The sequence below is a fragment of the Aliiroseovarius sp. S1123 genome (assembly GCF_023015885.1).
Classification (GTDB): domain Bacteria; phylum Pseudomonadota; class Alphaproteobacteria; order Rhodobacterales; family Rhodobacteraceae; genus Aliiroseovarius.
Genome location: NZ_JALKBE010000007.1, coordinates 146,129 through 172,411 on the forward strand (window position 1 = coordinate 146,129; position 26,283 = coordinate 172,411).

A 26,283-nucleotide genomic window follows, 5' to 3' on the forward strand; every position below is an offset into this window, starting at 1 on the left:
ACAAAATCAGAAGGCGTCAATCGCGAAAGCGATATCTATGCAATTCCGCCCCGTATTCCCTTAACCATTTTCTTGGGGCTTTGTAGTTTGGACAGACCGCCTCGACCTGAGCCCAGAAAGCGCGTGAATGGTCCATGTGCACCAGATGCGCGACTTCGTGGGCGGCCACGTAGTCCAGAACCTCGGGTGGGGCCATGATCAGCCGCCAAGAGTAACTGAGATTGCCGCGCGAGCTGCACGAGCCCCAGCGCGACCGCGTATCGCGTAAGGTGATGCGCCCATAGGCGCGCCCGACCTGTGCGGCATAGGTGTCGCTGGCGGCCACAAGCGCCGCGCGGGCTGCTTCCTTCAGGAACATCTCGGCCCGGATCGCATCGCGGTCGGGGGATTGCGGGGGCAGCAACATGCAATCGCCCGCAACTTCGACCACGCGCGCCTGACCGCGCACCAGCGTCACGCTCTGCCCGCGAAAGGGAAGGGTAGAGCCAATGGCCGGTACCGCGTTGGGCGCCGTCTGGGCCAAATGGCCCCGGATCCAGTCCAGACGCTCGGTCGCGAAGGTGATGGCTTCGTCGGTATTGGCCCCATGCGGCGCGGTCAGCGTTACGCGCCCATCCAGCCGGGACACCCGCAGTGACAGCCTTCGCGCCCGCTTTGAGGCCCGCAATTCGATCACAACCGGATCGGCCGACCCAAGCGTCAGGGTGGTGTTCTCGGTCAGCCGATTGCGTGAATTTCGAAACAACATGCCCCTCAATGTGGCTTGAATCAGTCCAACGTCAACCCTTTGCGGCAAAAGGCTTTGACACCTATGCTGCATTGTGGCAGTTGCCTGAAATCTCAGACGAGTCAGTATGAACGGAAAGGGTTTCAAATGCCCAAAGCTGAATGGGGCGTCAAACGTGTATGCCCGACGACCGGAAAACGCTTTTACGACCTGAACGCCGATCCGGTGGTCAGCCCCTATACGGGTGACGTCGTTAATCTGGACACCGGTAAAGGGTCGCGCACGATGGTTGCCGACAAAGAAGACAAAGCAGTCATGAAGGACGATCTGGTCGATGACGCAGATGCGGTTCTGGATGATGACGATGCAGCGGATGTTGATCTGGGCGATGATGTTCTGGACGACGACGATGATGAAGATGTGTCGCTGGACGAAATCGCGGACATGCCAGCGGACGACGACGAATAAGCGTCAAAGAATTTTTGCAAAGGCGCATTTTTTGGGTTGAACCCCTCCGCGCCTTTGCATAAATACCGCGCACAGGCAGCGACTTGGCTGTCATGGATGGGGCCTTAGCTCAGTTGGTAGAGCGCTTGCATGGCATGCAAGAGGTCAGCGGTTCGACCCCGCTAGGCTCCACCAATTTCCTTTCCCTGATTTGGTATTTGTTTGAACCGGTTAGATGGTATCCGTCTACCGTTCGCGCATTGTGTCACCAGTTTGCATGCAGTCTTGTGTCATCGCTGTGTCACTCGGTTTGGGTGACAAATGTGAAGAAGGACCCAAAGCAGATGGGGTGGATGGCTCCTGCTCCATCGGCGTGGCAAGCTTGAAACAGATGTTGTATTCGAGGCGAAAAGAGTGGCCCCAATTGCCAAGGTTCTTTCCACTCACCCGTCCAAGGAAGAAGACGTCACAATCATCGTGTCTGAAATTGAGTTAGCCTTTCAATATGGATCGCCCGCCTGAAGCTTGCACGAAACCGTTAAAACTGCCCAATCTTTGTCTTCGCGACACTGGCTCATTGAGCGATTCCCTCAGGATGCATCCATTCTATGGAGCCAGGGAGCCGGTCGCTAACGTTGCGCAGGATTCTACCCAGTTGCGACCTCTCGTCCGAGAGGTGTACCACAAGGTGATCTATGCTCCGAGTCAGTGGGATCATTAGCCAGTAGATCGCAAATAGTCGCGCCTCGCGCGCCAACTCTTCCTCCATGAGTTCCTTTGAAAATAGAAAGCCTTCTTTTTCGCGCAGCGACTGTTCCAGCCGGCTCACGTCAATGCGGGGATGTCCGACCTGAAATTCAAAAAAGACATCAAGTCCCAGACAGAGTGTGGTCCAGCCTTCCATGCCGCGGCAAGAACTATACTGGACGGCGCGTAGCTGTCCGTCTCTCAACGGGTAAGTCCGCCGGTCCTCCTCTTCAAACCCACGCCAACTATCACGCGCGTTGACCTCGATGGCTTCGTCAAAGAGAGCAGAAAAATTAATCCCCGACGCCATCTTTGCGGAGGGTAGGCAAATTAGATTGTCAACGGCTTTTACAGTGCTTTCCTGCCGCTGATCGCTTTCCAGTATATTTAGTCCGCGCTCGACAGCTCGCCGCGCGTCTGGTTCAACTACGACCGTGAATCGCCCGCCATGGGTGTCCGGGTCTGGTACAAGATCCCAATCGGAAAGACCTAATTCACGCGCTATCTCGGCCACAGTTTGGCAGGTCGCTGCCTTGGTACGGCGTGATGCACGCAACCCGTGGCGACGGTTTATGGGAATGTCTCCTCGGTCCCAATTGCAGCGATCCTGCCCCACGAACTGATCTACCCCGTCTGCGACCACTACATGCTCGGGGCCGAAAAGGCGAAACATGAGATCGCGCTGCTTGTCCTCCCAATCTTGGCCTTCATCAACCAAAACAAAATCATACTCGTGCTGAATCGGCTTTTTATAGTTCATTAGCTCGAAAAGACGGCGCTCCTCGCGTGCGCCAATATCCGGTATCGTTTTGACAGCTTCCTCGGCCGCCATGCCAAAAGTCTGTTTGAAAATATCCTGCGTAAAAGCATAGCGAGTTTTCAACTTAGGCAATGGTTTAAACGTTGGGTCTTTTTCTTTGATAAAGCGAAGAGCCCGATTGATGTCGGAAATTAACCCATGGTTGTACGTCAACATCATGGTGCGCTTGCCTTGTCGGGCAAGGTGCAATGCGACCTGGACTAATGCAAAGGTCTTGCCTGTTCCACCACGCCCGCGCAGGATTAAAAGCCCGTTTCCCAGGTTTTGGATATAGGCTGTCTTATCTGCGTCGAAGCGGGTTTGCGTAAGAGCGTTGACGCGCCGTAGATCCAATCGTGTCGGACTTACCTTGTGTGTCAAATGCGCGCGCAACGTCTCGATACTATGATGTGTCGGATGATCGGAATGATCGACCAGCGTGCGTACACTGCCCCTGTTAGTGACGAAACCATCGACCAGTCCGTTCCAGTTGAGGTCGGCGAAATGCACGGGCACGCTGCTCTTGGCTGGGATGCCGTCGAAGGCCGAGTTTTGCGCGCGCGGAAGCCAGATCGCTCGCTGCACAAATGTGGGCTGGCGGCGATTTTTACCTTTGTAAGAGGCTTTCTGATAACGCTTCAGGGCCCAAGTTTGATCGTCACATTGGTATGTGGCATCACTCCACAGTTGATCATTGCGCACAAGAACCCTGGGGCCTTCGAAGCGGATCAAGTCAGGCGAATGCTGCTTTACCTCGATCACCAACACAAAAGAGTGGATCGGAGTACCTTCGGGCGTTTTGAGCTGAAGTCTCTCATCCCGCGCGTCGTGATAGAGCAACACAAGGTCTATCTCACGCCCAGGTAAGGGAAGGCCGCACAAGATGTCCGCGGTGATGTCTGGATGATCCAAGCGCGGTTCGCTTGCTATGAGTGCGTCCCTCAACCGTTCTGCATTGCGCGTTTCTCTATTGGGCGCCCCCGACAATACCCGTAATGTCATTCTGCCAAATAGCCCCCGTTTTCAGTAGTTTGTCACTTCTCAGTAAGTGGCACAAGTAGTTGGCAGAAAAGGCGAAGCTGCGACGGTTTTTGCTCTCACGGCTAAATGGCAATCAGCAAATCGCGGAACCGACAATATCCTTATTGCAATCTCCGACTGAGCGTTGAGAGGCATTCCGATGCCCGCCCACCATGCCCGATACCAGCGTCAATTTCGCCCCTCCGCCTGAAACGTTCACGACCGATGAGCGGTAACCTTTCGGACCACCGGGTCGAGAATATTTTGCGATCCCGGCACTCGGTTTTTTTAGGGGTCAGGTTCGATACCTCTCGACGGCAAATCTGTGTGTAGTTCAAAGTACGACCCTTCGCGCGAGGCGATGTTCCTTCAAGTCGCGATACATTGGTAGCTGACCTTCGATCTAAACACGCAAGGACCGTTCTGTCCCGCATAGCAGACCTTGGTGAAGATTGCTGCGAATGGCTGCTCTCCGCGTGTGGCCGATGCGCATGTATGTATGATGCCCCACCACCCTCTCTCCGCCCACGGGAGGTGCCACGGAGCACCCTGAGATGCGTCTCAGCTACCTACCCACTCGGGCGGCTCCCACGGCCTCCCCGGGCTCTCCCCGTCAGGACCCGCTCTTGACCTGATAAGCCCGATCCAGCACGGCGAGCGCCTGGGCCCCACCACGCACCGCTTGGGTGTAGTGGCCCAGCGTGACCGCCGGGTTGGCGTGTCCTGCGAGCTTGGCCACCAGCCCCACCTCGACCCCTTGCGCCTGCAAGGTGGAAACAAAGCTGTGCCGTGCCGAATGGTGGGTCACATAGCGGATGTCTGCCGCCTTGAAGGCCGGGCGCCAGTAGCGCTTGAGGAAGTTTGAGTAGAGCACCGGTCCACCGCCGCCTTGGCGGGGCAGGGGCCATTGTTGGGGGACGCCGGGCCCTGGGAACACGCGGTAGAGCGCGCCCTCCAGACGCGGGCATGTGAGCCGCCATTCTAGGAGCATCGCGCGCAGCATCGGCGAGATCGGGATCTCGCGCTCGCCCGCTTCCGTCTTGGTCCGGTCGGTGGTGGAGCCATCGCGCTCCTGCACGCGCCGAATGGTGATGATGTTGCGATCAAGATCGATATCTTCCCACAGTAGCCCCAACTGCTCGGAGACACGCACGCCCGTTAGGAAGGGGAAGGCATAGAAGATGCCACGGTCCTTGTCGGTCTGTGCATGGGCCAGGAGCTTGGCCACTTCCTCAGGCGATAGGATCTCTTTCTTGGGCTTGGCTTTCCGCTTGGCCAAATTGGTGGGCATCGAGCAGACCCGTACCCCGAAGTCCTCTTCCGCCAGCGCCAAGATACCCTTAAACATCGACATGACGCGGTTGGCGGTGTGGGCGCCGACTTCGTCGCGCACAAGGCTATGCCAGCGGCGCAACTGCGCTGTGGTGAGTTCGCTGACCTTGTAGGGCCCAAGCATCTCCAAGAGCTTGGTGTCATGCTTTGGCTTCTCGCCGGTCAGGGCATAGTGCACCCGCTCCTGTGGGGTGCCCTGAAGCAGCGGCCCCACAATGATCTTGAGCAGGGGGCGGTAGCCCGCGATGGTCTGTGGCTTTACAGTGCCGCGCTTGGTCTCCATCCAATGCTCCACCACCTCGGCGACGGACGGGTTGGTGTTGGGATTGAAGTAGCGTTCGCCCGAGACCTCGGCTACCAATGCGTCCCGATACGCTTCAGCCTTGGCTTTGGTAGGGAACGAGATGCGCCGTTTGCGCCCGGTCTCGGGGCAGCGATAATTGACGACCCATTTCTTGTCGGTGATCCGCCTTCCTGCGGCATTGCGACGGCGGCGGGTCCACCTGCCTATTGTCGGATTGAACTTAGCCATGGGCTCCCTCCTTGAAAGAAAAAAGCCCAAGAAAAACACAGGGTGAACTCACGCACAATTTTGCGCGGTGACACAGTGTTGCGGTGCCCCTGACCACCTCTGAGGTGGTCGAGAGGGTGGAGATGGTCATGGAGGTGGTCTTGTGTGGCGAGGTGAGGCTGAGCCCGACGGGACGGAGGTGAGAGCGGGTGGAGGCTGGAGGCCGCATGGGGTGCTGACCACCTGACCACCTGTCTCGCTGGGTGGGGACGTAAGAGGCACAGACAAATTCAGCCCCCGTTCCACCGTACCATGTGTTCCATGTCCCCCCTGAGGTCTCAGCAGAGAGTGTGGTGTCGGTAAACACCGTCGCGGGCGCGCGGGCAGCGTATGGCTGTACCTGGTACATGTGGAACGGGCCACAAGCATTAGGTGTTTTGAGTGACACCAAGCGCAAGGTCATTCCTGCCTGCTTTGGGTCGCTTGCGCCTCTTGAAGGGCATCTAAGCTTTTAGGATAGCTAAAATGCAGTTTCTCGCCGGTGTTGAGAAGTGCCGCAAAGCAGGGGTGCACCGTGGTGTTTTCACGTCCCCAGCCGACAATTTTCCTGCCTTTCAGTTCATCGATTTTGGTCTGCCGCGCGTGAAACAGTTCGTCGAGTTTTGAGGTGTCTTCAGGGTTGGTAATTTCGTCGTCGGGCCCACCTTCTGCAAGCAAGCGACGAAGGTCCGCTTTGGCAGCAGTCTTGCTGGGGTAGGTGGTGTTGGCGATCGTTACGGGTTTCTTAGGCATGGTTCGTTTCCTTTCTCTGATGGGAAATGCCCTGACGCGTGTTTTCGAGACGGCAGGAAGGGTGGATTCAATACGCGATGTCATCGTCTTTGTTGGAGGGGCGCTCGTAGCCCCGCACGGGCTTGTCCCCGGCGTTTACGCGGACCTTCTTCGGACCATTCCAACCAAGTTCCCGCATCACTGCAGCAATCCGTTTGGGATGAAAGGCCTGGCGGTGTGCAGGCGGAATGCCAAGGTGCGCATCGCTGAAGAGAAACTCGGTGGATACGCGTTCCATCCCGTCGCGCACAATGCCTTCAACATGGGCAAGCGTATCGAGCCAGGGGTCAGCCTGCATGCGTTCAGCCTGGATTTCGGCTGCCGTTTGCCAGAGTTCCTCTGCAAGCGAGATCGACGCCCCGGAAGCCTCTTGCTCGGCGGCTTCAGCCCACAATTGATCACGGTCACGACGAAGCGCATCCAGATCGATAGAGTAGGTCTTCACTGGCAAGAAGCGACGGTTGCCAGTGGTGTCCTTCAAGTAGAAGTCTTCATTGGTGGTCCCGATCAGAATGCACTGCCTCGGCCAGCTTTCCTTGAAACGGGCATAAGCAGGCCGTCCGCGGTCTTCAGTGCGGCTGATGAAGGCCTTAACTTTGGACACTTCCGCCCGCGACATGCCGTCGAGCTCTGCGACCTCATAGAGCCATACTCCTTCGAGGGCCTCCATTTGAGCTTTGTCATCAAGGGCCATGAGGTTCTGATCGGAGAAGTTATCCTCCCCAGCTAGAATTGCGATTGCCGTTGACTTGCCGACACCCTGCTTGGCTTCGAGCACAATCATGAAGTCAAACTTGCATCCTGGCTGGCGGACACGCCGGACGGCTGCAACCAACATCATTTTGCCGACAGCGCGAACATAAGCACTGTCCTCGGCGCCAAGGTATTTGCTGAGCCAAGTGTCTAGGCGGGGAACGCCATCCCATTCGAGGTTTTTGAGGTAGTCGCGAATTGGATGGAATGTGTGTTCCAGACACACAACCTGGATCGCGTCATACAAATGGCCTTTACCCGGATCAAAGCCAAAAGTCTCAAGGAAGTGCCTGCGCAGCATAGCGGCTGCGTCGTCGGTTACATCTCCATGAAATGCATTGTGGAAGTGCCCTCCGATCTTTTTGCGGTTCTTGAAGGCGTCATGCTCAAAGGTGACTTCTAGCCGATACAGGCCGGTTAGGGCGTTGTGGAAGGAAGCTTTCGGACGACCGTTGTTGTAGACATCGGGCCAATCATGTGTGGCCCGCGCAATTGCTTTCTCGGCTTCACGATATGCGTATTCCCGTGGCTTTGCTTTTTCCAAAATGGACTCAGCGATGCCGTGGCTGGCGTTTACGAGCACTCCTGCAATGATTTCTGCATTAAAACCGAGGCGTGCCAGCGCACATGCGACCGAAAACCGTGCCTCACTCCGCGAGGGGTACCGCGCCCCTTCAGTACCGCGAGGGTGATCAGGATCATCGCCACTGGTCACGATCTCAACCAAGCGGGAATCCGTGATGTTGAGGTCGGCAATCGAGATGTCACGGTAGTCCGGGACTTCAGTCGAAGGTGTATGTCCTACGGCCTTCGTGGAAGTGCTCAGCGCCTCTTCAAACCTCTCAACGCGATGTGTCCTCGAAAAGTCCGTGTGTTCGTGCAGCAGGTAGGCCTTTGTCGGCACGCGACCAGCTTTCCGTTTTTTCGCATTCGGCCAGTTGACCGTTTCCGGGGCACGCATGATGCGATCTGCATTCTGGCAGGCATCTCCTCCGAGCGCTTTGGCTAATGCCGCATTGATCTGCTCGGCCTTGTCGATGTCAGCCAGAGGTTCATTCAGCAGCCAAAACACTTGATACCCACCACCTGAAAACAAGATGCAGGACGGTTTGATCGGGAAAGCGAGAATACGCTCTAAAGCTTCTTCGGACGGATCGTCTAGGTCTACATGGAATGCATGGACGGACGTGACATCGGCCCGCTTCGCCTTCTTGTTTTTACATTCATCGCGAAGATTGTTGACGTGAAAGTAGATGTTGTAGCCATCACGGTTCTTTTGCTCGATCCAACTGGCCATGCTTTCGATGTCTTTGAGGCCGAAAGTGCGTGCTTCCAGTCCTTTCTTGCCTTTGAGTGCTGCCAGGGTTGCGGTCTTCGGTTGGCGAAAGTCACAGACAAATCCAGCCGCTGCACGGTAGTCGACGTGATTGAAATTGGGAGTCTCGTTGGTCTTCTTAACCATCGTACCGCCCTCCCGCTTTCTGGGCCTCAATGACGGCTATGATTTCGGAGAGGCGCACGCGGACGCGTTGGCTAAAGGGGCGGTGGAAAGGGACCAGCCCTTTGTTTACCGCGCGCCGAAGGGTAGAGGTGGGAATGCCCAAGCGGTCTGCTGCTTTGGGGATGGTGAGGTAGCCTTCTGCTACCGGTTCATGTGAATGTGCCATACTGGCCTCCTATTCAGACTAAAGTTCTGAACGGAGACTTGCAGCTTGCAGAGTGTATGACTTCTTACCCCCTAGAGGTGGTAAGAGGTCCGGTCAGTTGGCGGCAAGGTGTTGTCATCAGTGTCTGCCAGATCGCGAATTTTTGCTTCTGAGAGTTTGTTTTGCCGAAACGATGCCCTCATTTGGATCTCATCTTCTGACAGGAGTTCTCGAAACCAGTCACGCTGATGATGCTTGGAAGGAAAAAACTCATTCCTCAAGATTTCTTGTATGAAGTCGATAACTTTGCTGTCAGTGTCCGCCCGCCTATCACCTGGATTTTTAAGAGCGACAAATACTTTCGCATACCAACGTTTATGTTGTTCGCGGCTCTGTGCCTCTGCACCTTTGAGGTACTGAAACTTAGGTGAGTTGCGCAGGAATTCATGCTCAATCACACCGGCGTGGTCGGAAAACGCACCCCATTCCGCGAGAAATGAAATGCTCAGTTCGCGTGTTTTTATCTTCGGTTTCAACTTGGTGGCCAAGTGGAGGGCCGTTTTCCATTTGAAGAAGAGGTGCTCTTCGTCTCGATCTGGGTCATATGGGATTTGAAGCCATGAACGAACCTTGGTTCCCACTTCAGGATCTTCCCAATATACCCTCAGATCTTTGCTAGAGTTCCCTAGACGTGGGGAAATGGCCTGCACCTTGGTCTCAAGTTTGGCTTGATTGAGTGTGTCGAGAAGATCGTGGAAGCGCCTCTCAATTTGCGACCAAGTTTCATCATCGGTTTGCGGAGGAATGGCTTTCAACCAATCTGGCATTTCTTCTTCTGCGTCCGACATCGGCACCTCCATGTCTGCATCTTTGCATCGAAGCTGCGATCCGCCCAAGCCAAATAGCCGAAACGGCAGTGTAGGCGATGTAGGCAGTGTAGGCGATTTCGCCACTTCGGTAGCCCAGTTCGATTTTTCCGACCGTTTTCAGTGCCTTTGGGAAATGACATCTGAATGACAACGGATTTCATGTTCGAGGGGTGACAATGCCCTCAAGAGGTAGTCGGCTACCTCGAAGATGGCTCCGGAAATCTCCGGGAGTATTTCTGGGCGGTCGCTGATTTCAGGGGAGATAGTCAGAGCTTCATACACGCCAAGCAAAAGGTCAGTATTGTGTGATCTTGATCCGGGTTGAAAAGTCGGAGAAACAGAATTCTGGTCGCTTTCTGAACAACTGAATTAAGAACTCACATCTTCCATTCCGGCGACGAGAAATAGCGATGTCACGCTTTCGACGAATGCGAAGTTTGCAGAAATTTGTCTCCGTCCACTCCTCCGTCTTCAACCACTTTAACCATGATTGCAGTCTTTCGAAACGGAACCATATCAAGCTTGACCGCGCCGCTGATCTTTCCAAGTGGCGCGGGCTCTGCGCGATATAAAGGGCAGTCATGCTGGCCTGGGTGAGACTGGCTCGAATTGGTCTGATAGCGCACTCCAGCAAATGAAATGACAGCTTTATGTATTCTGTTGACTTATTGCAAGTTATCTTGCAGCTTTGCGCAACAGTTTCATCAACCACCGCAAAGATTGCCGAATTGTCCACACCAGTCCGCTCCACACTCACTAAAGCCCTCCAGAATGGCTCCAAGGCTGACAAGGCGATTGCGAATTATATGCTGAGTGCACTGGAGGAGGTTCCGTTCGAGACCGCTGCCAGTCTCGCAGACAAGGTTGGTGTGAGCGAAGCCACGGTCGGACGGTTTTGCCGTTCCAACGGATTTACAAGCTTCAAGGATCTCAAGGAAAACCTGAAAGGCGATCTTGGTGGACATCCCTGGCTGGTCAGTGACCGGTTGAACGAGCTACAAAAAAATGCACGTGATGATGAGACACACCTGACCCGCGGCATGGAGTTGGAAATCGCGGCGGTGGTTCGGATCTATGAATATGCCCGGACGCCTGAATGGCAAGAAGTCGTGAAACGTCTGGCCATGAAACAACATGTCTGCGTGGCGGGGTTTCAGACCGAACGCGGAATCGCCCAATATTTTGCCAACCAAATGCAGTATCTGCGCGACCGGGTCACTTTGGTTGATCTTGCGGGTGGGAATTTTGCCGAGGCTCTGGCTTCGGATCAGGATGCCTGTCTGGTGATCTTCGAAGCGCGTCGATACTCGCGAATGGCAAAGGTGCTGGCCCGAGAGGCTCAGGAGGCAGGCATTCCGGTGACCTTGATCACCGATGTTTTCTGTGACTGGGGACGCGATGTTGCCGATGAGGTCTTTGCCGTTCCTACCCAGTTCAACCAGTTCTGGGATTCTACAGCGCAGATGGCCAGCCTGTGCAATTTGATCATCAACGGCGTGTTCATGGAATTGGGTCAACCCGTCGAAGACCGCCTGAGCCGGATCGCCAAGCTATACGGACGTTTCACAGGTCATGTGGGCGATCCGATTAGTCAAATCGAAAAGTGATGGAACATTGGGAGAAACAGGAGGATACCCCATGACATTGAAGAGCAAGCTTGCCTTCATCGCAACCGCAACCGCGCTGGTTGCCTCGACCGCAACCGCAGGCAGTCTGCGCCTTGGCACCGAAGGTGCGTACCCACCGTTCAACTATATCGAAGCAGACGGCAAGATTGCCGGTTTCGACGTTGAGATCGGCCTGGAGCTGTGCAAGCGCATCGGAGAGGAATGTGACCTTGTCGCTCAGGACTGGGATGGGATCATTCCCGGTCTTCTGGCCAACAAATATGACTTCATCATCGCTTCGATGTTTATCACCGAAGAGCGCAAGAAACGGGTGGATTTCACCGATCCCTACTATCTGGCCGCCATGACCCATGTCGTGCCGAAAGGTTCGGACATCACCGAGTTCACCAATGAGGCACTGTCCGGCATGGTGATCGGTGCACAATCCGGCACCACCCAGGCCGATTTCATCGAGGCAACCTATCCGGATGCCGACATCCGCCTCTATCCGACACAAGATGAAGTGAACCTCGACATGGCCTCGGGTCGTATCGACCTGCAGGTGGGCGACATGCTGCCGATGCTCGACTGGACCACCAAATCCGACGACGGAAGCTGCTGTGAGTTGGCAGGTGAGCCGATCACCGATCCGGCCTTTGTTGGCGAAGGTGTGGGCATTGCCGTGCGTCAGGAGGATGACGAACTGCGCGAAAAGCTGAACGCTGCGCTGGCTGAGATCCGCGCCGACGGCACCTATAAAGCCATCAACGACAAGTATTTCGAGATCGACGTCTATACGATGAAGTAACAAAAACGTCCCTCCGGCCTGAAAAGGAAATCCATGTTTGAACTGCTTTCATATGGCGATGCCGGCTGGGGGGACGAAATCCTGCGCGGGCTGGCGATCACGGTGCAACTGGCGATCGTCACCCTGCCCGTCGGGTTGCTCCTCGGCTTTCTGGCGACTTTCGCCTCCATGTCGAAATTTCTGCCGCTGCGCTCATTGGGGTTTGGCTATACCACGATCATGCGAGGCCTACCCGAGATCCTGACCCTCTTTGTGGTCTATAACGGCGTTGGCCTTCTCATGAATGCGGTGCTGCGCTGGTGGGCACCAGACGCCCCACCCACCGATTTCAGCCCCTTTGCAGCGGGGGTCGTGGCCCTTGGCATGGTGTTCGGCGCATTTGCGGGCGAAGTGCTGCGTGGCGCGTTCCAGTCGCTCGACAATGGTCAGGTCGAGTCCGGACGGGCCATCGGCATGACGGATCGCCAGATCTTCCTGCGTATTCAGTTGCCGCAGCTCTGGCGCTTTGCCTTGCCGGGATTGGGCAATCTCTGGATCAATATGCTCAAAGACACGGCATTGGTGTCGGTCATTGCGCTGGATGACCTTATGCGCATGACCAAGGTCGCCGTGGGCGTTACCAAACAACCCTTCACCTTCTATCTGCTGGCCTGCCTGATCTACTGGGCGATGTGCGTTCTGTCGGAATTGGTACTGGCGAAGATGGAACACCGCGCCAACCGCGGCATCCTGAGGGCTTGAAAATGAATCCCGTAGAAATCCTCATCCAATACTGGCCGCGCTTGTTCGACGGCCTGCTGATGACCCTTCAGCTCACCGTTCTGGGCGCGCTGATCGCTGCGCTGGTGTCACCAGGTTTTGCGCTGATCCGGGTGCATGCCTCACCCATGGCGCAGGCTCCTCTCCGCCTTTATGTCTCGTTCATGCGGGGTACACCGATCCTCGCCCAGCTCTTTCTGATCTTCTACGGATCGGGGCAGTTCCGGCCCTTCCTTCAGGATTGGGGGCTATGGAGTTTTTTCCGCGATCCGTTCAACTGCGCCCTTCTGGCCTTCGCCCTCAACTCCACCGCCTATCAGACCGAGATCCTTCGCGGGGGTATCATGGGGGTCCCGCGGGGTGAGATCGAAGCCGCAAAGGCGATCGGCATGAGCCGGATCAAATCCCTCTACCGGGTTGTGTTCCCACATGCCTACCGCATCGCATGGCCCGCACTCGGCAACGAGGTGATCCTTTTGATGAAGGCCAGCGCATTGGCCAGCGTGGTCACCGTCTTTGACGTGATGGGTCGAACGCGGCAGGTCTTTTCCAAGACTTTCGACTTCTCCGTCTATCTTTGGGCGGCGCTGATCTATCTCTGCATCACCGCGATCTTTGTCCTGCTCTGGCGGCAAGCCGAACGCCGCCTCAGCCGCCATATCTACGCCCCGTACAAGGCCCAAAGCACCGCCCAATCCCTAAAGGAGACCCGTGCATGACACAGCCGGACATCATTCTGAAAGCCGAAGACATCCACAAATCCTTCGGCCATGTCGAAGTGTTGAAAGGCATTTCGCTCGAAGCGAAAAACCATGACGTGATTTCGATCCTGGGATCGTCCGGCTCGGGTAAATCGACCTTTCTACGCTGCCTGAACTTTCTCGAAACCCCTACCTCGGGCAAGGTGACCGTTCACGGCGAAGAGATCCTGGTGAAAAACGGCAAGCCGCAGAATGTACGGCATATCGAAGAGATCCGTGCCCGGCTGGGTATGGTGTTCCAGCAGTTCAACCTCTGGACCCACCGCACCGTTCTGGAAAACGTGATGGAAGGCCCGATCCAGGTCAAACGCGAAAGCAAGGCAGAGGCGCGCGACCGCGCCGAGGCTCTGCTCAATCGCGTCGGGCTTGCGGAGCGGATGCAGATGTATCCCTCACAGCTTTCCGGTGGCCAGCAGCAGCGCGTGGCCATTGCCCGGGCGCTGGCGATGGAGCCGGACGCGATCCTCTTTGACGAACCCACATCGGCACTTGACCCCGAACTGGTGGGAGAGGTGTTGAAGGTGATGCAGGATCTTGCCGCCGAGGGTCGCACGATGATTGTCGTCACCCACGAGATGGGTTTTGCCCGCGAGGTCTCGTCCGAAGTTGTTTTCCTGCATGAAGGCCGTGTTGCCGAACAGGGACCGCCGGACGAGATGTTCACCAATCCGAAAACAGACGAATTCCGCCGCTTCATTGCCAAGGTGATGTGAGCTTTGCCCTCAATCAGGTTCTCTGAAATGCCCAATGACTTGAATATGACCACCGGGTTTCTGCACCCCGGCATCCGCATCGAAAGCGCCGAGTTGCGCATAGTCAGCCTTCCGCTGCTGACCCCTTTCGTGATTTCAACCGGCACCATGACCGCAAAAACCTTTCCGCTGCTTGTGCTCAAGGGCGAAGGGATAGAAGGCGTGGCCGAGGCGGTGATGGATCCCACCCCTGACTATCTGGAGGAAACTATTCCCGGTGCCATGGCGTTTTTACGCGACGTGCTCCTGCCCCAGATCGTAGGAAAGCGCTTTGACTCACCCTACGAGCTCCAACCCCTCCTGTCGCCCTGGCGCGGCAACCGCATGGCTAAAGCGGTGGTCGAGATGGCGTTCTGGGATCTCTGGTCCAAGAGCCTCGGCATTCCGCTGAAAGCCGCGCTCGGTGGCGCCGGGAACCATGTGGATGTGGGGGTGAGCCTTGGCATCGCTCCGATCGACACTACGCTGGAACGGGTCGCCGATGCGCTGGCACAGGGCTACAAGCGCACCAAGCTGAAAATCGCACAGGGCCATGACGTCAAGATCGTCGAGGCTGTTCGCTCTCAGTTCCCCGACATCAAGCTGACGGTGGACGCCAACACAGATTACGGATTGGCTGATCTCCCAGTGTTGCAGGCGCTGGATGAGTTTGATCTCGACTATATCGAGCAGCCTCTGGCCTTTGATGACATTCACGATCATGCCAAGGTGCAGGCGGCGCTGAAAACCGCAATCTGCCTTGACGAGAGCATCCGCAGTGCCATTGACGCACGCAAGGCGCTGGAGATCGGCGCGGCCCGGGTCATCAACATCAAGGTCGGCCGTGTCGGCGGCTTTGCAGCGGCCCGCGCCATCCACGACACCAGCGCCGCCTTTGATGCACCGGTCTGGTGTGGCGGCATGCTGGAAAGCGGCATCGGGAGAGCACACAACATCCACTTGGCAACGCTCGCCAACTTCACCAAACCCGGCGACACATCCAGCGCCAGCCGCTATTTCGAAAGGGACATCATCAATGAAGCACTCGAAGCATCAAATGGCGAAATGCCCGTCCCCGCAAACGGGCCGGGCATCGGGGTAACGCTGGATCATGATTACCTCGCCTCTGTCATCGATCATCATGAGGAAATCAGAGCATGAACATTCGGAACACGGGGCTGGTGCTACGCGAACTGAACGGTGTGGCGGAACTCAAGAATGCAGAGTTGTTCCAGAAAGAGATCTGGGGCAAGGATGATCCCCCCGACAATTCTGACATCTTGTTGGCAATCCAGCATGAAGGCGGCCTTGTGGCGGGAGCGTTCATTGATGACCGGATGCTTGGTTTCCTGTTCGGTTTCCCCACCAGCCAATGCCATGTCCAGCATTCGCACCGGCTGGCCGTCCATCCAGACAGCCGTGGCATGGGCTTGGGAGTGAAACTGAAATGGTATCAGAGAAACTGGTGTCTGGATCGCGGTATTACCCATGTACGCTGGACTTACGACCCATTGCGCCGAATCAATGCGGGGCTGAACGTCTCCCGTCTTGGCGGAACCGCAAACACCTATCACATGGATTATTATGGTCAGATGGTGGGTATCAATGCCGGAGTCCCATCAGATCGTCTGGTCATTGACTGGGATCTAAACTCTCCGCATGTGGAAGCTCTGGCAACGAGAATGGATTTGCCTCAATCCCTTCTGAGGGACGAGTCCCTTACAGTTGAAATTCCTCGGGATCTGGATGAGCTTCTTGCCTCTAATCTGGACTTGGCCATCTCCGAACGGCTCCGTGTGCGGGAAGAACTGACCTCGGCATTTGCCGAGGGCTACCGGATTTCCGGCTTCGATGCCGAGACCTGCTGTTACCTCTTGTCCAAATCCTGAGGAGCAGCGCATTTCGCCCCAAGATAAGAATTCAGGTGCTACATTCGATGCTACACATTCTGCCTACCTCTTGAAACGGTAGTGTCATGTGTGGACGGCTCCGTGTGCGCAAGGGTTAATTCAAGCTGATGGCGATCGTTTCGGGGAGCGGTCATGTTTCCGGCCTTTGAGCGCGACACAAGTGGCCTGAGGCGATCTGGGCTGAGTGGTAGGTTGAAAAAGGGGGGCGTGATCGCCTGATTGGCCGAACGAAGGGCGGCATGAACTCGAAGTTGCATGCCGTCACGGATGCCCTGGATCGCCCTTTGCGGATGGTCCTGACGGCAAGTCAGCACAGTGACTATATCGGCGCACGGGCGGCGTTGAATGAAATGCCGCAATCCTCAAAGGTGACACATATTCCCCACAGCCTCCCTCGCTCGGTTTTTATTTTCTGCTTAACCCTGTAAGGGATGAGAAAAAGGAGAGCACCATGTCCAAAGTCAGCATAATCGGGACCGATCCCGTCCTTCTGACCCAACGCCTGATCCAATGCCCGTCCGTGACGCCGGAAGAAGGGGGGGCGCTGGTGCTGCTGGAAAAGATGTTATCGGAAGCCGGGTTTGCCTGCACGCGCATCAATCGCGGTGACACGTCAAACCTGTTTGCCCGCTGGGGATCAAAAAGTGCCCGCACGCTAGGCTTCAACGGGCACACCGATGTGGTGCCGGTTGGCGATGAAAAAGCGTGGACGGTGGATCCCTTTGGCGGCGAGATCAAGGATGGGTTACTCTGGGGGCGGGGCGCAACGGACATGAAATCTGGCGTGGCCGCCTGGGTCGCAGCAGCGATTGATTACGTAGCTGAGGCCCCCGAAGATGCGTCACTGGTGATCACGATTACAGGCGACGAAGAAGGGGACGCCACTGACGGCACCGTGGCAATCCTCGACTGGATGGATGCGCAGGGGGAAACCATGACGGATTGCATCGTCGGTGAACCCACCTGCCCAAACGAGATGGGCGAGATGATAAAAATTGGGCGGCGTGGTTCGATGACTGCCTATTTCACCGCCAGTGGTATTCAGGGCCATTCGGCCTATCCGCATCGCGCCAAAAACCCGGTGCCCGCGCTGGCGCGGCTGGTGGCGGATCTGGATGCGTATGTGCTGGATGAGGGTACCGATCATTTTGATGCATCGACACTGGCAGTGACCACAATGGATGTGGGCAATCCGGCGACCAATGTCATTCCGGCGGAAGCGCGTGCGACAGTGAACATCCGCTTCAATGATGCACATACATCAGAAGACCTGACCCGCTGGCTGCGCTCGGAGGTGGATCGAGTGGCGGCGGCAACGGGGATCGAAGTTGATATACGAGTGGAGGCATCAGGCGAGAGCTTTGTCACCCCTCCCGGCGCGCTATCCGATCTGGTGGCGACATCGGTCGCAGCTGAAACCGGCCGCACCCCTGAACTGTCAACATCTGGTGGGACGTCGGATGCTCGGTTTGTTAAAAGCCATTGCCCGGTGGTGGAATTTGGGCTTGTCGGCAAAACGATGCATCAGGTTGATGAGCGCATAAATGTCGATCAGATTTGCCAGCTCAAGGCGATTTATACGCGGGTGATGCGGGATTATTTTGCCAGTTAACGGGCACCCGCGCGGGTCCTGTCAGATTTAAATGCGCGTCTACTATACCAGAGCGGAATTGGGCAGTGTCATGTGTGGACGGCTCCTGTTTTGCAAGGATTGATTTGAGCTGACTTTGATTATTTTGGGTTGCGGTCATGTGTCCGGCCTTTGTGTGCGGTGCAATTGACCGCTGGCCCTGATGAAGTCCGCTTGCCGGGTCCTGATCAGAAGAACGGGCTTTGACGCCCAGACAATGCCTCGGGGTGTCCCGGCAGCGGTTCCATTCGATCATCATCATTCATATCTGCCCTTGCATCTCATCGCGGTGAGACCGCGTAGACGTGTTCTTTCCTTCTTTCAGTTGACCGATGGGGCGTTGTAGCTTTCTTTCTTTGCAAGCAGCGCCCATGCAGTGCGGGCGGTTTTATTGGCGATGGCTACTGTGACGAGCCGGGTTGGCTTACGCTCTAAGAGAGATCTGACCCAGACGCCCGTTCGGGTGTCGATGGTGGCAGCGCGCCGGGTCACTGAGGTGGCGCCGACGACAAGCAGTCGCCTCAAATACCCGTTGCCCATCTTTGATATCCGTCCCAGCCGATCCTTGCCACCTGAGGAGTTCTGCCGAGGTACCAACCCTAACCAGGCCGCGAACTGCCGCCCGGACTTGAAGACCGACGGGTCCGGCACGCTGGCCGCGAGCGCTGTGGCGGTGATGAAACCCACGCCCGGAATTGTCTCGAGACACTGACTGGCGTGGGTTTGCCGGTGCCAGACCAACAGCTTGCGTTCGATTTTGCGGATCTCATCTGCCAGGTTCTCGAGTTGCTTCCCTAGGGCCAAGAGTGCAAATCGGGCAAAGTCTGGCAACTCGGTATGGTCTCCATTATGCAGGCGCATGACAAGGTCGATCACTTTGCGTGGTCCCTGTGGGGCAACGATCCCAAATTCAGCCATGTGGGCTCGGATCGCATTCAGGATCATCGTGCGTTGCCGCATCAGCAAGTCGCGTGACCGATGAAGCACCAGCACGCTTTGCTGTTCCTCAGTCTTGATAGGAACAAATCGCATGCTCGGTCGAGTGACCGCCTCACAGATTGCCTCTGCATCAGCTGCATCGTTTTTCTGCCGCTTCACATATGGCTTCACGTAAGAAGGCGGGATTAGGCGAACGTCATGGCCCAATGCTGCGATCTGGCGTGCCCAGAAGTGTGATGTTGCGCAGGCCTCCATGCCAATCAGGCAGGGATCCAGTTTCGACAGGAAGGTCAGAACCGCCCCTCTGCGCAATTTCTTTTGCAGGACAATCCTGCCTCGTTCATCAACGCCGTGAAGTTGCAAGACGGACTTGGCTAAATCGATCCCCAGTGTTGTAATCTCCATGTGGATGGCTCCTATCTTTTGTTGGTTTTCTAACAGCACCAACATGGCACATTGAGATGCCGTGCGGGTGGAGCCGTCCACACCATCAGAAGAAACCAACTTGAGGCGGGCAGGGCGCTGAACTAGCGTCCGGCCATGTCCAAATGCTCCCCATTTCGCTATTTCAAAACCAGTCCTGAGATCATCCGCCTAGCGGTGATGTTGTACGTCAGATTCCGCCCTCAAATGGTCCTTTGTGACTGTCCGGTCACCACTGCCAAACACAACGAGTTCCCACGAAACTGGACCAAATCGAACCTTTCACCCAGATCAGCGCACATTCTCAAAATATCGAATTAGGCTCATTCCCCTTCACTATCCTCCATTCACCTCAACTGGCCCAACAAACCAATCTCGCCCATGGCATGCAAGAGGTCAGCGGTTCGACCCCGCTAGGCTCCACCAAATTTCTTTCCCAGATTTGATAATGGTTTGAACCGGTTGCATGGTATCCGCCTACCTGTTGGATATCTTGTCACCAGTTTGCATGCAGTCCTGTGTCACCTCTGTGTCACCTCTGTGTCACTCGATTGGGGTGAGAGATGTGAGGAAAGCCCCAAGCATGGCCAGATTGTTGTCTAGGTCGAATTAGTGATATTGCAGAATTCGGCCCAAAGAGGGCGTCCGACAAAGGCGCCATCGCCCTAGTTACGCTACGCTGAGGCTGATCAAGAGTCACCGAATTCGCAATCTCTAGCAGTGTGGAGGCGAGCCAGTATTCAGCCTTCTGTTGAAATTTAAGCGTACCCGTTGTTAAAGGAGTGAGTTGGTTCTAGTTGGGTTCGATGCACACGTTAATTTTGTTCCTCGGAACGGTTGGGGCTGGCTGCGATCAGCATCGGCAATTCACGCTGATGGCTTTCTGAAAGTAATTGCAAAGATGGGAATGGAAATGCGGAAAATCTTGGGTTTAGTCTGTGCTTTTATGATGAGCGTGGGGGGGGGTGCGAAGGCAGATGAACTGTCCCTTGCCTATTTCATGGGCCCCAAACACCCTATGAACAAAGCGGTATTCATTCCGTTCGCTGAACGCCTTGCAGAGGAATCTAACGGCGAACTGACCGTGAAGCAGTTCCCCGGGGGTGCGCTGAACTCGGTTCCGCCCAAACAGTATTCGATCCTGTTGGATGGAGTTGCTGATATTGTTTTCACGTTGCCGGGTTATACCAGCGATGTATTCCCGATGACCAACGTCATTAACCTTCCGGGGCTCTGCTCGGACGCGCCCAGCTGCACGGCAGCACTTCAACGCGCGCGTGGTTTGCTCGAGGAAGAGTATAACGCAAAAGTCCTGTCGATTTGGGCGAACTCACCCCCAGTTCTGCTGACCAAAGACGCGCCTGTACGCTCGTTGGAAGATCTTCAGGGGCTTAAAGTGCGCGTGACATCGGCAGGTCAAGTTCCGTTTGTGAAAGCGCTTGGCGCAAGCCCCGTGGGTCAGCCCGTCAGCGTTGTGAACCAGAATTTGGCAAACGGTGTCATCGACGCAATCGCAATCGCGCCTTCGGGCATCGGGTCGTTCAAGCTGCACGAAGTTGCAAACTATGTGACGACATGGTTTCCAGGATCGGGCTCGGCCTTTGTACTGCTGATGAACAAGGATGTGTACGAGGGTATGAGCGACCAGCAGCGTGCCTGGATCGATGCCGCCGCTGATGCGTCTCTTGCCGAAAGCGGCGCGCAAGGATTTGCGGCCGCATCGAAGCGCGGTCTTGATCTGGTTCGCAAAGCTGGTCTGGAAGTGATCGACATTGACGCGGCTGAGAAAGCCCGCTGGAATGCTGTCATCGAAGAGGCGCTTCCGGGTGTGCTGGAACAGCCTGCAGGAGCCAGCACAGTTGGCGGTGTGTTTAGCGTGATGCAGGGTGAATAAGACTTGGCGAAGCTGATCGGACTTCTCGATTGGATTGACAGAAAGCTCGGCCAGTGTGCCGGGCTTTTTGCCATTGTGGGATCGATTGGCTTGGTGGCTTTGTTGGGCATCACCGTTGTGGCCGTAGTCTCGCGGTATGTTCTGAACGCACCAATTTTTGGGATCGAGGATCTCTCGGTGGTCTCGTTAACGCTTGTGGCCGCTGGGGCCGTCAGTTTTGGGGCGCGCCGTGGATCGCATGTATCGATCAACCTTATCGACAAGGTGGCGGACAAAAGGGTAACGCGCTGGACAGACACGGGCATTCATCTTCTAGCTGCCGCCACATGCTTTGTTGCCGCCGGCGCGCTTGTCACCAAAGCCTGTGGTATCGAGAAAGCCTGCATCACCTCGAACCTGTCCATCGAACATCGGCCGTTCTTCTGGGTTCTGTCCGCCGCGTTTGTCTTCTACGCCCTTCACCTCAGCCTGCGCGGCGTGTCCCTGTTGGTCGGACGCGACCTGAACGAGGGGGACGACTGATGGACGGATCCGTCCTCGCGCTGGCGGGGTTTGTTGCGCTGTTTGCATTATTGTTCCTGCGGATGCCCGTTGGCGTTGCCATGCTTTTGGTGGGCACCGGCGGGATATGGGTGATCCGAGAAAAGGCTGCGATGCCGAAATTGGCGGGCGAGATTTTTGCCGAGGCGTCCAACTATCCGCTGATTATCATCCCTTTGTTCGTGTTCATGGGAAATCTGGCGGGCATATCCGGGATGAGCCGTGACCTCTATGATGCGACCCATGCGTGGCTTGGCCATAAGAAAGGCGGGCTGGCAAGCGCGACCATCGTCGGGTGCGCCGGGTTCTCGGCCCTGTCCGGTTCGTCACTTGCCGCCGCATTGACAATGGGCCGCGTAGGGCTGCCTCAAATGCAGCGGTACAACTATGACAACAGTCTGGCGACCGGGGCGATTGCCGCGGGTGGCACGCTTGGCATTCTCATCCCGCCATCTGCAGGGTTCGTCATCTACGCCATCCTGACCGAGGAAAGCATTGGCCGACTTTTCTTGGCCGGAGTTTTGCCCGGACTTCTTTTGACGGTTCTGTTTCTGTTGGCGATCTGGATCGTGGTGTGGCGCGATCCTTCCAAAGCCCCGAAATCCACCGCACCGACCCCGATGGGGCATCGGTTCCGGGCACTTGGAAAGGCCGGTTGGATCATCGGGATCATTGTTTTGACCATCGGCGGGATTTACACGGGTGTCTTTTCTGCGATCGAAGCCTCGGGCATCGGTGCGGTGCTGGCGCTGGGGGTGACGATACTGCGCAAGAAGGCAAGTTGGGAAAATCTGCGGGAAGCGGCCGAAAACACGCTCAGTTCCAGCGGTACCGTTTTCATGATCCTGTTCGGCGCGTTTGTCTTCAAGACGTTTATCGGCTTCACCGCCGTGACGCATGACCTGACACTTTGGGTCGAGGCTAAGGGTTTTACCGGAATGCAGGTCGTTGTGGGCTTTCTTATCCTGTTCATCATCCTTGGCATGTTCATGGACGGGTTTGCGATCCTTGTCTTGACCGTCCCGCTGATTCAGCCGGTGATCGAGCCCTTGGGCATCGACATGATCTGGTTCGGCGTGCTGATGGTGATCGTGTTGGAAATGGGTCTGATCTCGCCCCCGGTGGGGGTGAATGTCTTCGTGGTGAAAAGCATTTCCAAAGGGGTCGGGCTGGAGGAAATCTTCCGCGGCATTTGGCCGTTCTGGTTTGCGATGCTGGCAGCCGTCATTCTGATCCTGCTGTTCCCAGCCATCGCCTTGGTGCTTCCCGACTCCATGTTTGGATGACGCGCGTTGGTGGAGTTATCCGCCAACTTCCAGATAGATGTGTTTGGTTTCCAGAAACTCATTCATGGCTTCGACGCCATGCAGCCGACCGACGCCGCTTGTGCGGTAGCCACCCGTTTCAACTTCGGCCATCAGCCGGTTGTGGCAGTTCAGCCAGACAGTCCCGAATTTCAACTTCCGGCTGACCCGCATCGAGCGGTTCAGGTCCTTGGTATAGACGCTTGAGGCCAGTCCAAACCGCGTTGCATTCGCGCGGGCGATGGCGTCATCTTCGCTTTCGAACTGTTCAAGGGTGACAATTGGTGCGAACAGCTCGTCCTGAATAATCCAGCTGTTTAGGTCTTCAACCTCGAAGATCGATGGGGTGACGAACGCGCCCATAGAAAGGTTGCCGCCTGGGGCTTCACCGCGCAATACCGTGCCTGCCGCCTCGGCCTGTGCCTTCGAAATTACGTCGAGCACCCGTTCCTGATTGGCCCGGTCGATCAAGGGGCCAAGCTGTATGCCGGGCTGCATCGGGTTGCCAATCTTGAGGGATGCAAGGGTTTGCTTCAAAGCGGATTTCACTTTGTCATAGACGCGGGCGTCAACGAGGACGCGACTGATCGCGGTGCACATCTGCCCGTTTAGGGCCATCGCCCCACGGGCGATTTCGGCGACTGATGCGTCGATGTCCGCGTCGTCGAAAACAAGGGCAGGGGCCTTGCCACCAAGTTCCAGAGACACTTGTTTGATCGTGCGTGACGCGTTGCCCATGATCACAGCGCCGGTACGTGTCGATCCTGTGAACGAGATCACGTCGATCTCGTCATGCGAGGACAGAACCTCGCCCACTTCAGTCCCATTTTCGTTGACTGAGTTCACCGCGCCCCTTGGCAGCAATTCCGTTTCGGCAAAGCACTGCATGACGAGCGCATTTGTCAGTGGTGTTTGCACCGCGGGTTTCACCACGACCGTGCACCCTGCGGCCAAGGCCGGGGCAACAGACCGCACCAGCAGCGTCACCGGGGCATTCCAGGGCACAATGACCGAAACCACTCCGGCAGCCTCGCGAGTCATCAGGGATAGGTTGCCCGGCCCGCTTTCGAATGTGCGGCCAAAGATGTTGCGGGCGATGCCAGCGTAATAGCGCGCCTCGCCGATCCCGGCGCCGATTTCATGCGTCGCTTGCGGCAAGAGCTTCCCGCTTTCCATGCACAGCAGTTTGGCCAGTTCCTCTTTGCGTGCTTCCAGTCGGTCGGCGAATTCCAGTAGTGCGGCTGCGCGGATGCGCGGGGACGACGCCCAGTCGGTCGTCTCGAACACGTCTCGGGCGACCTCGGCGGCCTGAACGGCGAGTGCACGCGAGCCTTTGGGGGCGTGCCCCAATACCTCTCCGGTCGCCGGGTTCAGACTCTCTTCAGTACCATGTGGAGCTAGTGAAACGAACTCTCCGCCGATGAAATGGTCCCCTGTTTTCAACACGACATTACCTTTCGCTAACCGCCCTACTCTATGTGCGTATTTATGCCCACAGAGTTGCTGGGGGCCAAGGAAAATACAGTTCCGTTGGGCAGGCATTGCGACGGCGTTTCTGCAAGCAAGGGTCGCGAAGACCGTTCAGGGTACACTCAGCAGTTTTTTCAGGAGCGCGCGCTGGAGAGCTATCCTCTCGCGTTCGGGGCAAAATGGGTCTAGGAAAAGCGCATAAGATATTTGCAAGGGTGTTTGGCAAGACGATGGAAAACCTAAAGAACATAGCGATTCAGTTCTTCGAAACCGTCAGGCGGCACCCCGAGAAGCCCGCGCTTCTTAGCGACAGTGGAAGAACCACTTATGTCGAGCTGGCGGGTATGATTTCTGTCTTTGCCGCACATTTCGAATACAACGGCGTCAAGCCCGGTTCAGTCATCTCGATCAAGACAGATGACCCGCAGATAATCATCGCATCGCTGTTCGCATCTGCGCTGAATGGCTGTGGCTGGGTCTATGAGAATGCTGATTTTGAGCGGTTGAGCGACGTCCAGGTGACCCATAAGTTTGCTATGTGGGATGAGGACGAGAAGCCCAGAGGTGATCGGTGGAACCGCATTGACGAAACCTGGCAGCGTCCTCCTTCCGGGTATGCGCCGGACAAGCCTCCGCGCTTTCCAGGTTTTCAAAGCGACGAAGATGTTTGGGTGTATTTGCCGTCTTCAGGTACAACGGGAACGCCCAAGTACATGGAGTTCGGCCATGCCAATATGGTAAAGCGTATTCAAGCTTGTTTTGACGAGTTTCCGACTGGGGATGAGAAATGCGTTTTCCTGTTTGCGCAGCATTCGCCTCCGACGCTGTTTCGCGCCCTTAGCCTTTTGATCAGTGGGGGGAGTTTGGTCTATGGATTGGACCCGTCAGTTTGGCTGACGCTTGGGGTGTCGCACGTATTCGCCTCGCCGCGACAAATTCAGGAATTGCTTCCTGAAGAGCCCCTTCCGTGCAAGCTCCGCAAGGCGCTGATTGGAGGCGATGGTATGTCCGAGGCATTGGCGGCATCATTGTTGCAGAACTTCGAAGTTGTTGTGAACACATACGGGGCGACCGAGACCAGCATAGTGTTGCAAAACCGAAAAACCCTTGTTGACGATGGGACCGTGCGGACCGAAACGCTATGGCGTGATTCAGACGTCGAGATTGTGGATGACGCGGGGCAGCGGGTTGCGCCAGGGGCCGAGGGGTTTGTCCGAATCCGTAACGCCTATCTTGCGCCCGGCTATCTGAAGAATGCCTCGGCAGAAGGTCAAGCTTTTCGCGATGGGTGGTTCTATCCCGGGGACAAGGGGGTCATTAGCCGTGAAGGCGATTTTGCCACGATCGGCCGACAAAGTGACATACTTAACCTTGGTGGAATCAAGGTGAATATCAATCTGCTGGAGTTCACACTGCAGGCGGTTCCGGGCGTAAATGACGCGATCGTTTTCTTGCTCGAGGAAGAAGGAAAGCAGGGCTTTCTGGTGGCTCTTGTTCAGGCGGATGAAGGGGCTGTAAGGCCCGACATCATCTTCGAAGCCAAAATTATGCTGGCCTCGGCGTTCTCCTCGGAAGTCGTCCCTGACCGGTTCATTTTCACGCAGGCTATTCCCCGGATTGCCAGCGGAAAGCCAGATCGCAAAGCCTGTATCGAACAGGCAAAAGCAGCTCGGGATTCGCAGAAAGCAACGTAAGGTGCGCATTGGTAGGTCATGTAAACATGAATAGCGCACACAGGATGCAATCAAAAGTAGATTGAAGTGGGTGGAATTACACGCGGATCGTGGCGACGGTGACACAAAATATTACAATATGGCTTAATTGA

The 26,283-nt window shown here is 56.1% G+C and carries 21 protein-coding genes, 1 tRNA gene and 3 pseudogenes; 17 read left to right on the top strand and 8 right to left on the bottom strand.

Features of this window, described 5'->3' with window-relative positions; genetic code table 11:
• Positions 1–16: 16 nt before the first annotated feature.
• Positions 17–748 (bottom strand): SprT family zinc-dependent metalloprotease, encoded by a 732-nt coding sequence (locus tag MWU53_RS13400; RefSeq protein WP_247094164.1) that lies wholly within the window; start codon positions 746–748, stop codon positions 17–19.
• A 126-nt stretch (positions 749–874) separates the two neighbouring features.
• Here MWU53_RS13400 and MWU53_RS13405 point away from each other — a divergent pair, with 126 nt between their 5' ends.
• Both MWU53_RS13405 and MWU53_RS13410 read left to right on the top strand, forming a co-directional pair.
• On the top strand, positions 875–1,195 hold the full coding sequence (locus MWU53_RS13405) for a TIGR02300 family protein (RefSeq protein ID WP_247094165.1): 321 nt from the start codon (positions 875–877) through the stop codon (positions 1,193–1,195).
• A 98-nt stretch (positions 1,196–1,293) separates the two neighbouring features.
• Positions 1,294–1,369, top strand: a tRNA-Ala gene (locus MWU53_RS13410).
• 379 nt (positions 1,370–1,748) lie between these two features.
• On the opposite strand, the gene MWU53_RS13415 is transcribed toward MWU53_RS13410, so the two are convergent.
• The 5 genes from MWU53_RS13415 to MWU53_RS13435 all read right to left on the bottom strand — a co-directional run bounded on the left by MWU53_RS13415 (position 1,749) and on the right by MWU53_RS13435 (position 9,661).
• Positions 1,749–3,560: an AAA family ATPase gene (locus tag MWU53_RS13415; RefSeq protein ID WP_247094166.1), complete on the bottom strand. Its 1,812-nt coding sequence runs from the start codon at positions 3,558–3,560 to the stop codon at positions 1,749–1,751.
• Positions 3,561–4,353: 793 nt separating this feature from the next.
• Positions 4,354–5,604 (bottom strand): site-specific integrase, encoded by a 1,251-nt coding sequence (locus MWU53_RS13420; RefSeq protein WP_247094167.1) that lies wholly within the window; start codon positions 5,602–5,604, stop codon positions 4,354–4,356.
• 438 nt (positions 5,605–6,042) lie between these two features.
• Complete coding sequence (locus MWU53_RS13425) at positions 6,043–6,375, bottom strand: hypothetical protein (RefSeq protein ID WP_247094168.1); 333 nt, start codon at positions 6,373–6,375, stop codon at positions 6,043–6,045.
• A 67-nt stretch (positions 6,376–6,442) separates the two neighbouring features.
• The gene (locus tag MWU53_RS13430; protein ID WP_247094169.1) at positions 6,443–8,629 is read right to left on the bottom strand and encodes a VapE domain-containing protein; all 2,187 of its coding nucleotides are present in this window, start codon (positions 8,627–8,629) and stop codon (positions 6,443–6,445) included.
• Positions 8,630–8,905: 276 nt separating this feature from the next.
• Positions 8,906–9,661 carry a hypothetical protein gene (locus tag MWU53_RS13435; protein WP_247094170.1) on the bottom strand — a complete coding sequence of 252 codons (756 nt, stop codon included), beginning with the start codon at positions 9,659–9,661 and terminating at the stop codon, positions 8,906–8,908.
• A gap of 353 nt (positions 9,662–10,014) precedes the next feature.
• On the opposite strand from MWU53_RS13435, the pseudogene MWU53_RS13440 reads away from it, so the two are divergent.
• The 10 genes and pseudogenes from MWU53_RS13440 to dapE form a co-directional block, all read left to right on the top strand.
• Positions 10,015–10,254 (top strand): annotated as a pseudogene (locus MWU53_RS13440) (IS6 family transposase); the annotation flags it as partial.
• Positions 10,255–10,332: 78 nt separating this feature from the next.
• Positions 10,333–11,289 carry a MurR/RpiR family transcriptional regulator gene (locus MWU53_RS13445; protein WP_133484776.1) on the top strand — a complete coding sequence of 319 codons (957 nt, stop codon included), beginning with the start codon at positions 10,333–10,335 and terminating at the stop codon, positions 11,287–11,289.
• Positions 11,290–11,320: 31 nt separating this feature from the next.
• The gene (locus MWU53_RS13450; RefSeq protein WP_133484775.1) at positions 11,321–12,097 is read left to right on the top strand and encodes an ABC transporter substrate-binding protein; all 777 of its coding nucleotides are present in this window, start codon (positions 11,321–11,323) and stop codon (positions 12,095–12,097) included.
• A gap of 33 nt (positions 12,098–12,130) precedes the next feature.
• Positions 12,131–12,838 carry an ABC transporter permease subunit gene (locus MWU53_RS13455; protein ID WP_133484774.1) on the top strand — a complete coding sequence of 236 codons (708 nt, stop codon included), beginning with the start codon at positions 12,131–12,133 and terminating at the stop codon, positions 12,836–12,838.
• A 2-nt stretch (positions 12,839–12,840) separates the two neighbouring features.
• Positions 12,841–13,575, top strand: a complete 735-nt coding sequence (locus MWU53_RS13460) for an ABC transporter permease (protein WP_133485515.1) — start codon at positions 12,841–12,843, stop codon at positions 13,573–13,575.
• A complete protein-coding gene (locus MWU53_RS13465) occupies positions 13,572–14,330 on the top strand; it encodes an amino acid ABC transporter ATP-binding protein (protein WP_247094171.1) in 759 nt (252 codons plus the stop codon). Before MWU53_RS13460 ends, MWU53_RS13465 begins: the two co-directional genes overlap by 4 nt.
• A gap of 45 nt (positions 14,331–14,375) precedes the next feature.
• The gene (gene menC, locus MWU53_RS13470; RefSeq protein ID WP_133484772.1) at positions 14,376–15,509 is read left to right on the top strand and encodes an o-succinylbenzoate synthase; all 1,134 of its coding nucleotides are present in this window, start codon (positions 14,376–14,378) and stop codon (positions 15,507–15,509) included.
• On the top strand, positions 15,506–16,237 hold the full coding sequence (locus MWU53_RS13475) for a GNAT family N-acetyltransferase (protein ID WP_133484771.1): 732 nt from the start codon (positions 15,506–15,508) through the stop codon (positions 16,235–16,237). Before menC ends, MWU53_RS13475 begins: the two co-directional genes overlap by 4 nt.
• Positions 16,238–16,452: 215 nt before the next feature.
• A pseudogene (locus tag MWU53_RS13480) lies at positions 16,453–16,620 on the top strand (IS5/IS1182 family transposase); the annotation flags it as partial.
• A 107-nt stretch (positions 16,621–16,727) separates the two neighbouring features.
• Positions 16,728–17,870 (top strand): succinyl-diaminopimelate desuccinylase, encoded by a 1,143-nt coding sequence (gene dapE / locus MWU53_RS13485; protein ID WP_166636187.1) that lies wholly within the window; start codon positions 16,728–16,730, stop codon positions 17,868–17,870.
• A gap of 339 nt (positions 17,871–18,209) precedes the next feature.
• On the opposite strand, the gene MWU53_RS13490 is transcribed toward dapE, so the two are convergent.
• Complete coding sequence (locus MWU53_RS13490; RefSeq protein ID WP_247094172.1) at positions 18,210–19,232, bottom strand: IS110 family transposase; 1,023 nt, start codon at positions 19,230–19,232, stop codon at positions 18,210–18,212.
• Between the two features lie 135 nt (positions 19,233–19,367).
• Between MWU53_RS13490 and MWU53_RS13495 the strand changes: the two are divergent.
• From MWU53_RS13495 to MWU53_RS13510, 4 genes and pseudogenes are all read left to right on the top strand, one after another.
• Positions 19,368–19,448: pseudogene (locus tag MWU53_RS13495) on the top strand (IS6 family transposase); the annotation flags it as partial.
• A gap of 802 nt (positions 19,449–20,250) precedes the next feature.
• Positions 20,251–21,144, top strand: coding sequence for a TRAP transporter substrate-binding protein (locus MWU53_RS13500; protein ID WP_281501424.1), 894 nt, complete (start codon positions 20,251–20,253; stop codon positions 21,142–21,144).
• Positions 21,145–21,147: 3 nt separating this feature from the next.
• A complete protein-coding gene (locus MWU53_RS13505) occupies positions 21,148–21,666 on the top strand; it encodes a TRAP transporter small permease subunit (RefSeq protein ID WP_247094174.1) in 519 nt (172 codons plus the stop codon).
• On the top strand, positions 21,666–22,970 hold the full coding sequence (locus tag MWU53_RS13510; RefSeq protein WP_247094175.1) for a TRAP transporter large permease: 1,305 nt from the start codon (positions 21,666–21,668) through the stop codon (positions 22,968–22,970). Before MWU53_RS13505 ends, MWU53_RS13510 begins: the two co-directional genes overlap by 1 nt.
• A 15-nt stretch (positions 22,971–22,985) precedes the next feature.
• On the opposite strand, the gene MWU53_RS13515 is transcribed toward MWU53_RS13510, so the two are convergent.
• Positions 22,986–24,431 carry an aldehyde dehydrogenase family protein gene (locus MWU53_RS13515; RefSeq protein WP_247094176.1) on the bottom strand — a complete coding sequence of 482 codons (1,446 nt, stop codon included), beginning with the start codon at positions 24,429–24,431 and terminating at the stop codon, positions 22,986–22,988.
• Positions 24,432–24,688: 257 nt separating this feature from the next.
• Here MWU53_RS13515 and MWU53_RS13520 point away from each other — a divergent pair, with 257 nt between their 5' ends.
• Complete coding sequence (locus MWU53_RS13520; protein WP_247094177.1) at positions 24,689–26,152, top strand: class I adenylate-forming enzyme family protein; 1,464 nt, start codon at positions 24,689–24,691, stop codon at positions 26,150–26,152.
• Positions 26,153–26,283: the final 131 nt, after the last annotated feature.

Coding starts and splice junctions, on each gene's coding strand:
- MWU53_RS13455 (WP_133484774.1), top strand. CDS start 12,131: ATGTTTGAACTGCTTTCATATGGCGATGCCGGCTGGGGGGACGAAATC.
- MWU53_RS13500 (WP_281501424.1), top strand. CDS start 20,251: ATGGGCCCCAAACACCCTATGAACAAAGCGGTATTCATTCCGTTCGCT.
- MWU53_RS13460 (WP_133485515.1), top strand. CDS start 12,841: ATGAATCCCGTAGAAATCCTCATCCAATACTGGCCGCGCTTGTTCGAC.
- MWU53_RS13510 (WP_247094175.1), top strand. CDS start 21,666: ATGGACGGATCCGTCCTCGCGCTGGCGGGGTTTGTTGCGCTGTTTGCA.
- MWU53_RS13450 (WP_133484775.1), top strand. CDS start 11,321: ATGACATTGAAGAGCAAGCTTGCCTTCATCGCAACCGCAACCGCGCTG.
- MWU53_RS13420 (WP_247094167.1), bottom strand. CDS start 5,604: ATGGCTAAGTTCAATCCGACAATAGGCAGGTGGACCCGCCGCCGTCGC.
- MWU53_RS13425 (WP_247094168.1), bottom strand. CDS start 6,375: ATGCCTAAGAAACCCGTAACGATCGCCAACACCACCTACCCCAGCAAG.
- MWU53_RS13465 (WP_247094171.1), top strand. CDS start 13,572: ATGACACAGCCGGACATCATTCTGAAAGCCGAAGACATCCACAAATCC.
- MWU53_RS13490 (WP_247094172.1), bottom strand. CDS start 19,232: ATGGAGATTACAACACTGGGGATCGATTTAGCCAAGTCCGTCTTGCAA.
- MWU53_RS13520 (WP_247094177.1), top strand. CDS start 24,689: ATGGAAAACCTAAAGAACATAGCGATTCAGTTCTTCGAAACCGTCAGG.
- MWU53_RS13445 (WP_133484776.1), top strand. CDS start 10,333: ATGTATTCTGTTGACTTATTGCAAGTTATCTTGCAGCTTTGCGCAACA.
- MWU53_RS13400 (WP_247094164.1), bottom strand. CDS start 748: ATGTTGTTTCGAAATTCACGCAATCGGCTGACCGAGAACACCACCCTG.
- MWU53_RS13405 (WP_247094165.1), top strand. CDS start 875: ATGCCCAAAGCTGAATGGGGCGTCAAACGTGTATGCCCGACGACCGGA.
- MWU53_RS13430 (WP_247094169.1), bottom strand. CDS start 8,629: ATGGTTAAGAAGACCAACGAGACTCCCAATTTCAATCACGTCGACTAC.
- MWU53_RS13435 (WP_247094170.1), bottom strand. CDS start 9,661: ATGTCGGACGCAGAAGAAGAAATGCCAGATTGGTTGAAAGCCATTCCT.
- menC (WP_133484772.1), top strand. CDS start 14,376: ATGACCACCGGGTTTCTGCACCCCGGCATCCGCATCGAAAGCGCCGAG.
- MWU53_RS13475 (WP_133484771.1), top strand. CDS start 15,506: ATGAACATTCGGAACACGGGGCTGGTGCTACGCGAACTGAACGGTGTG.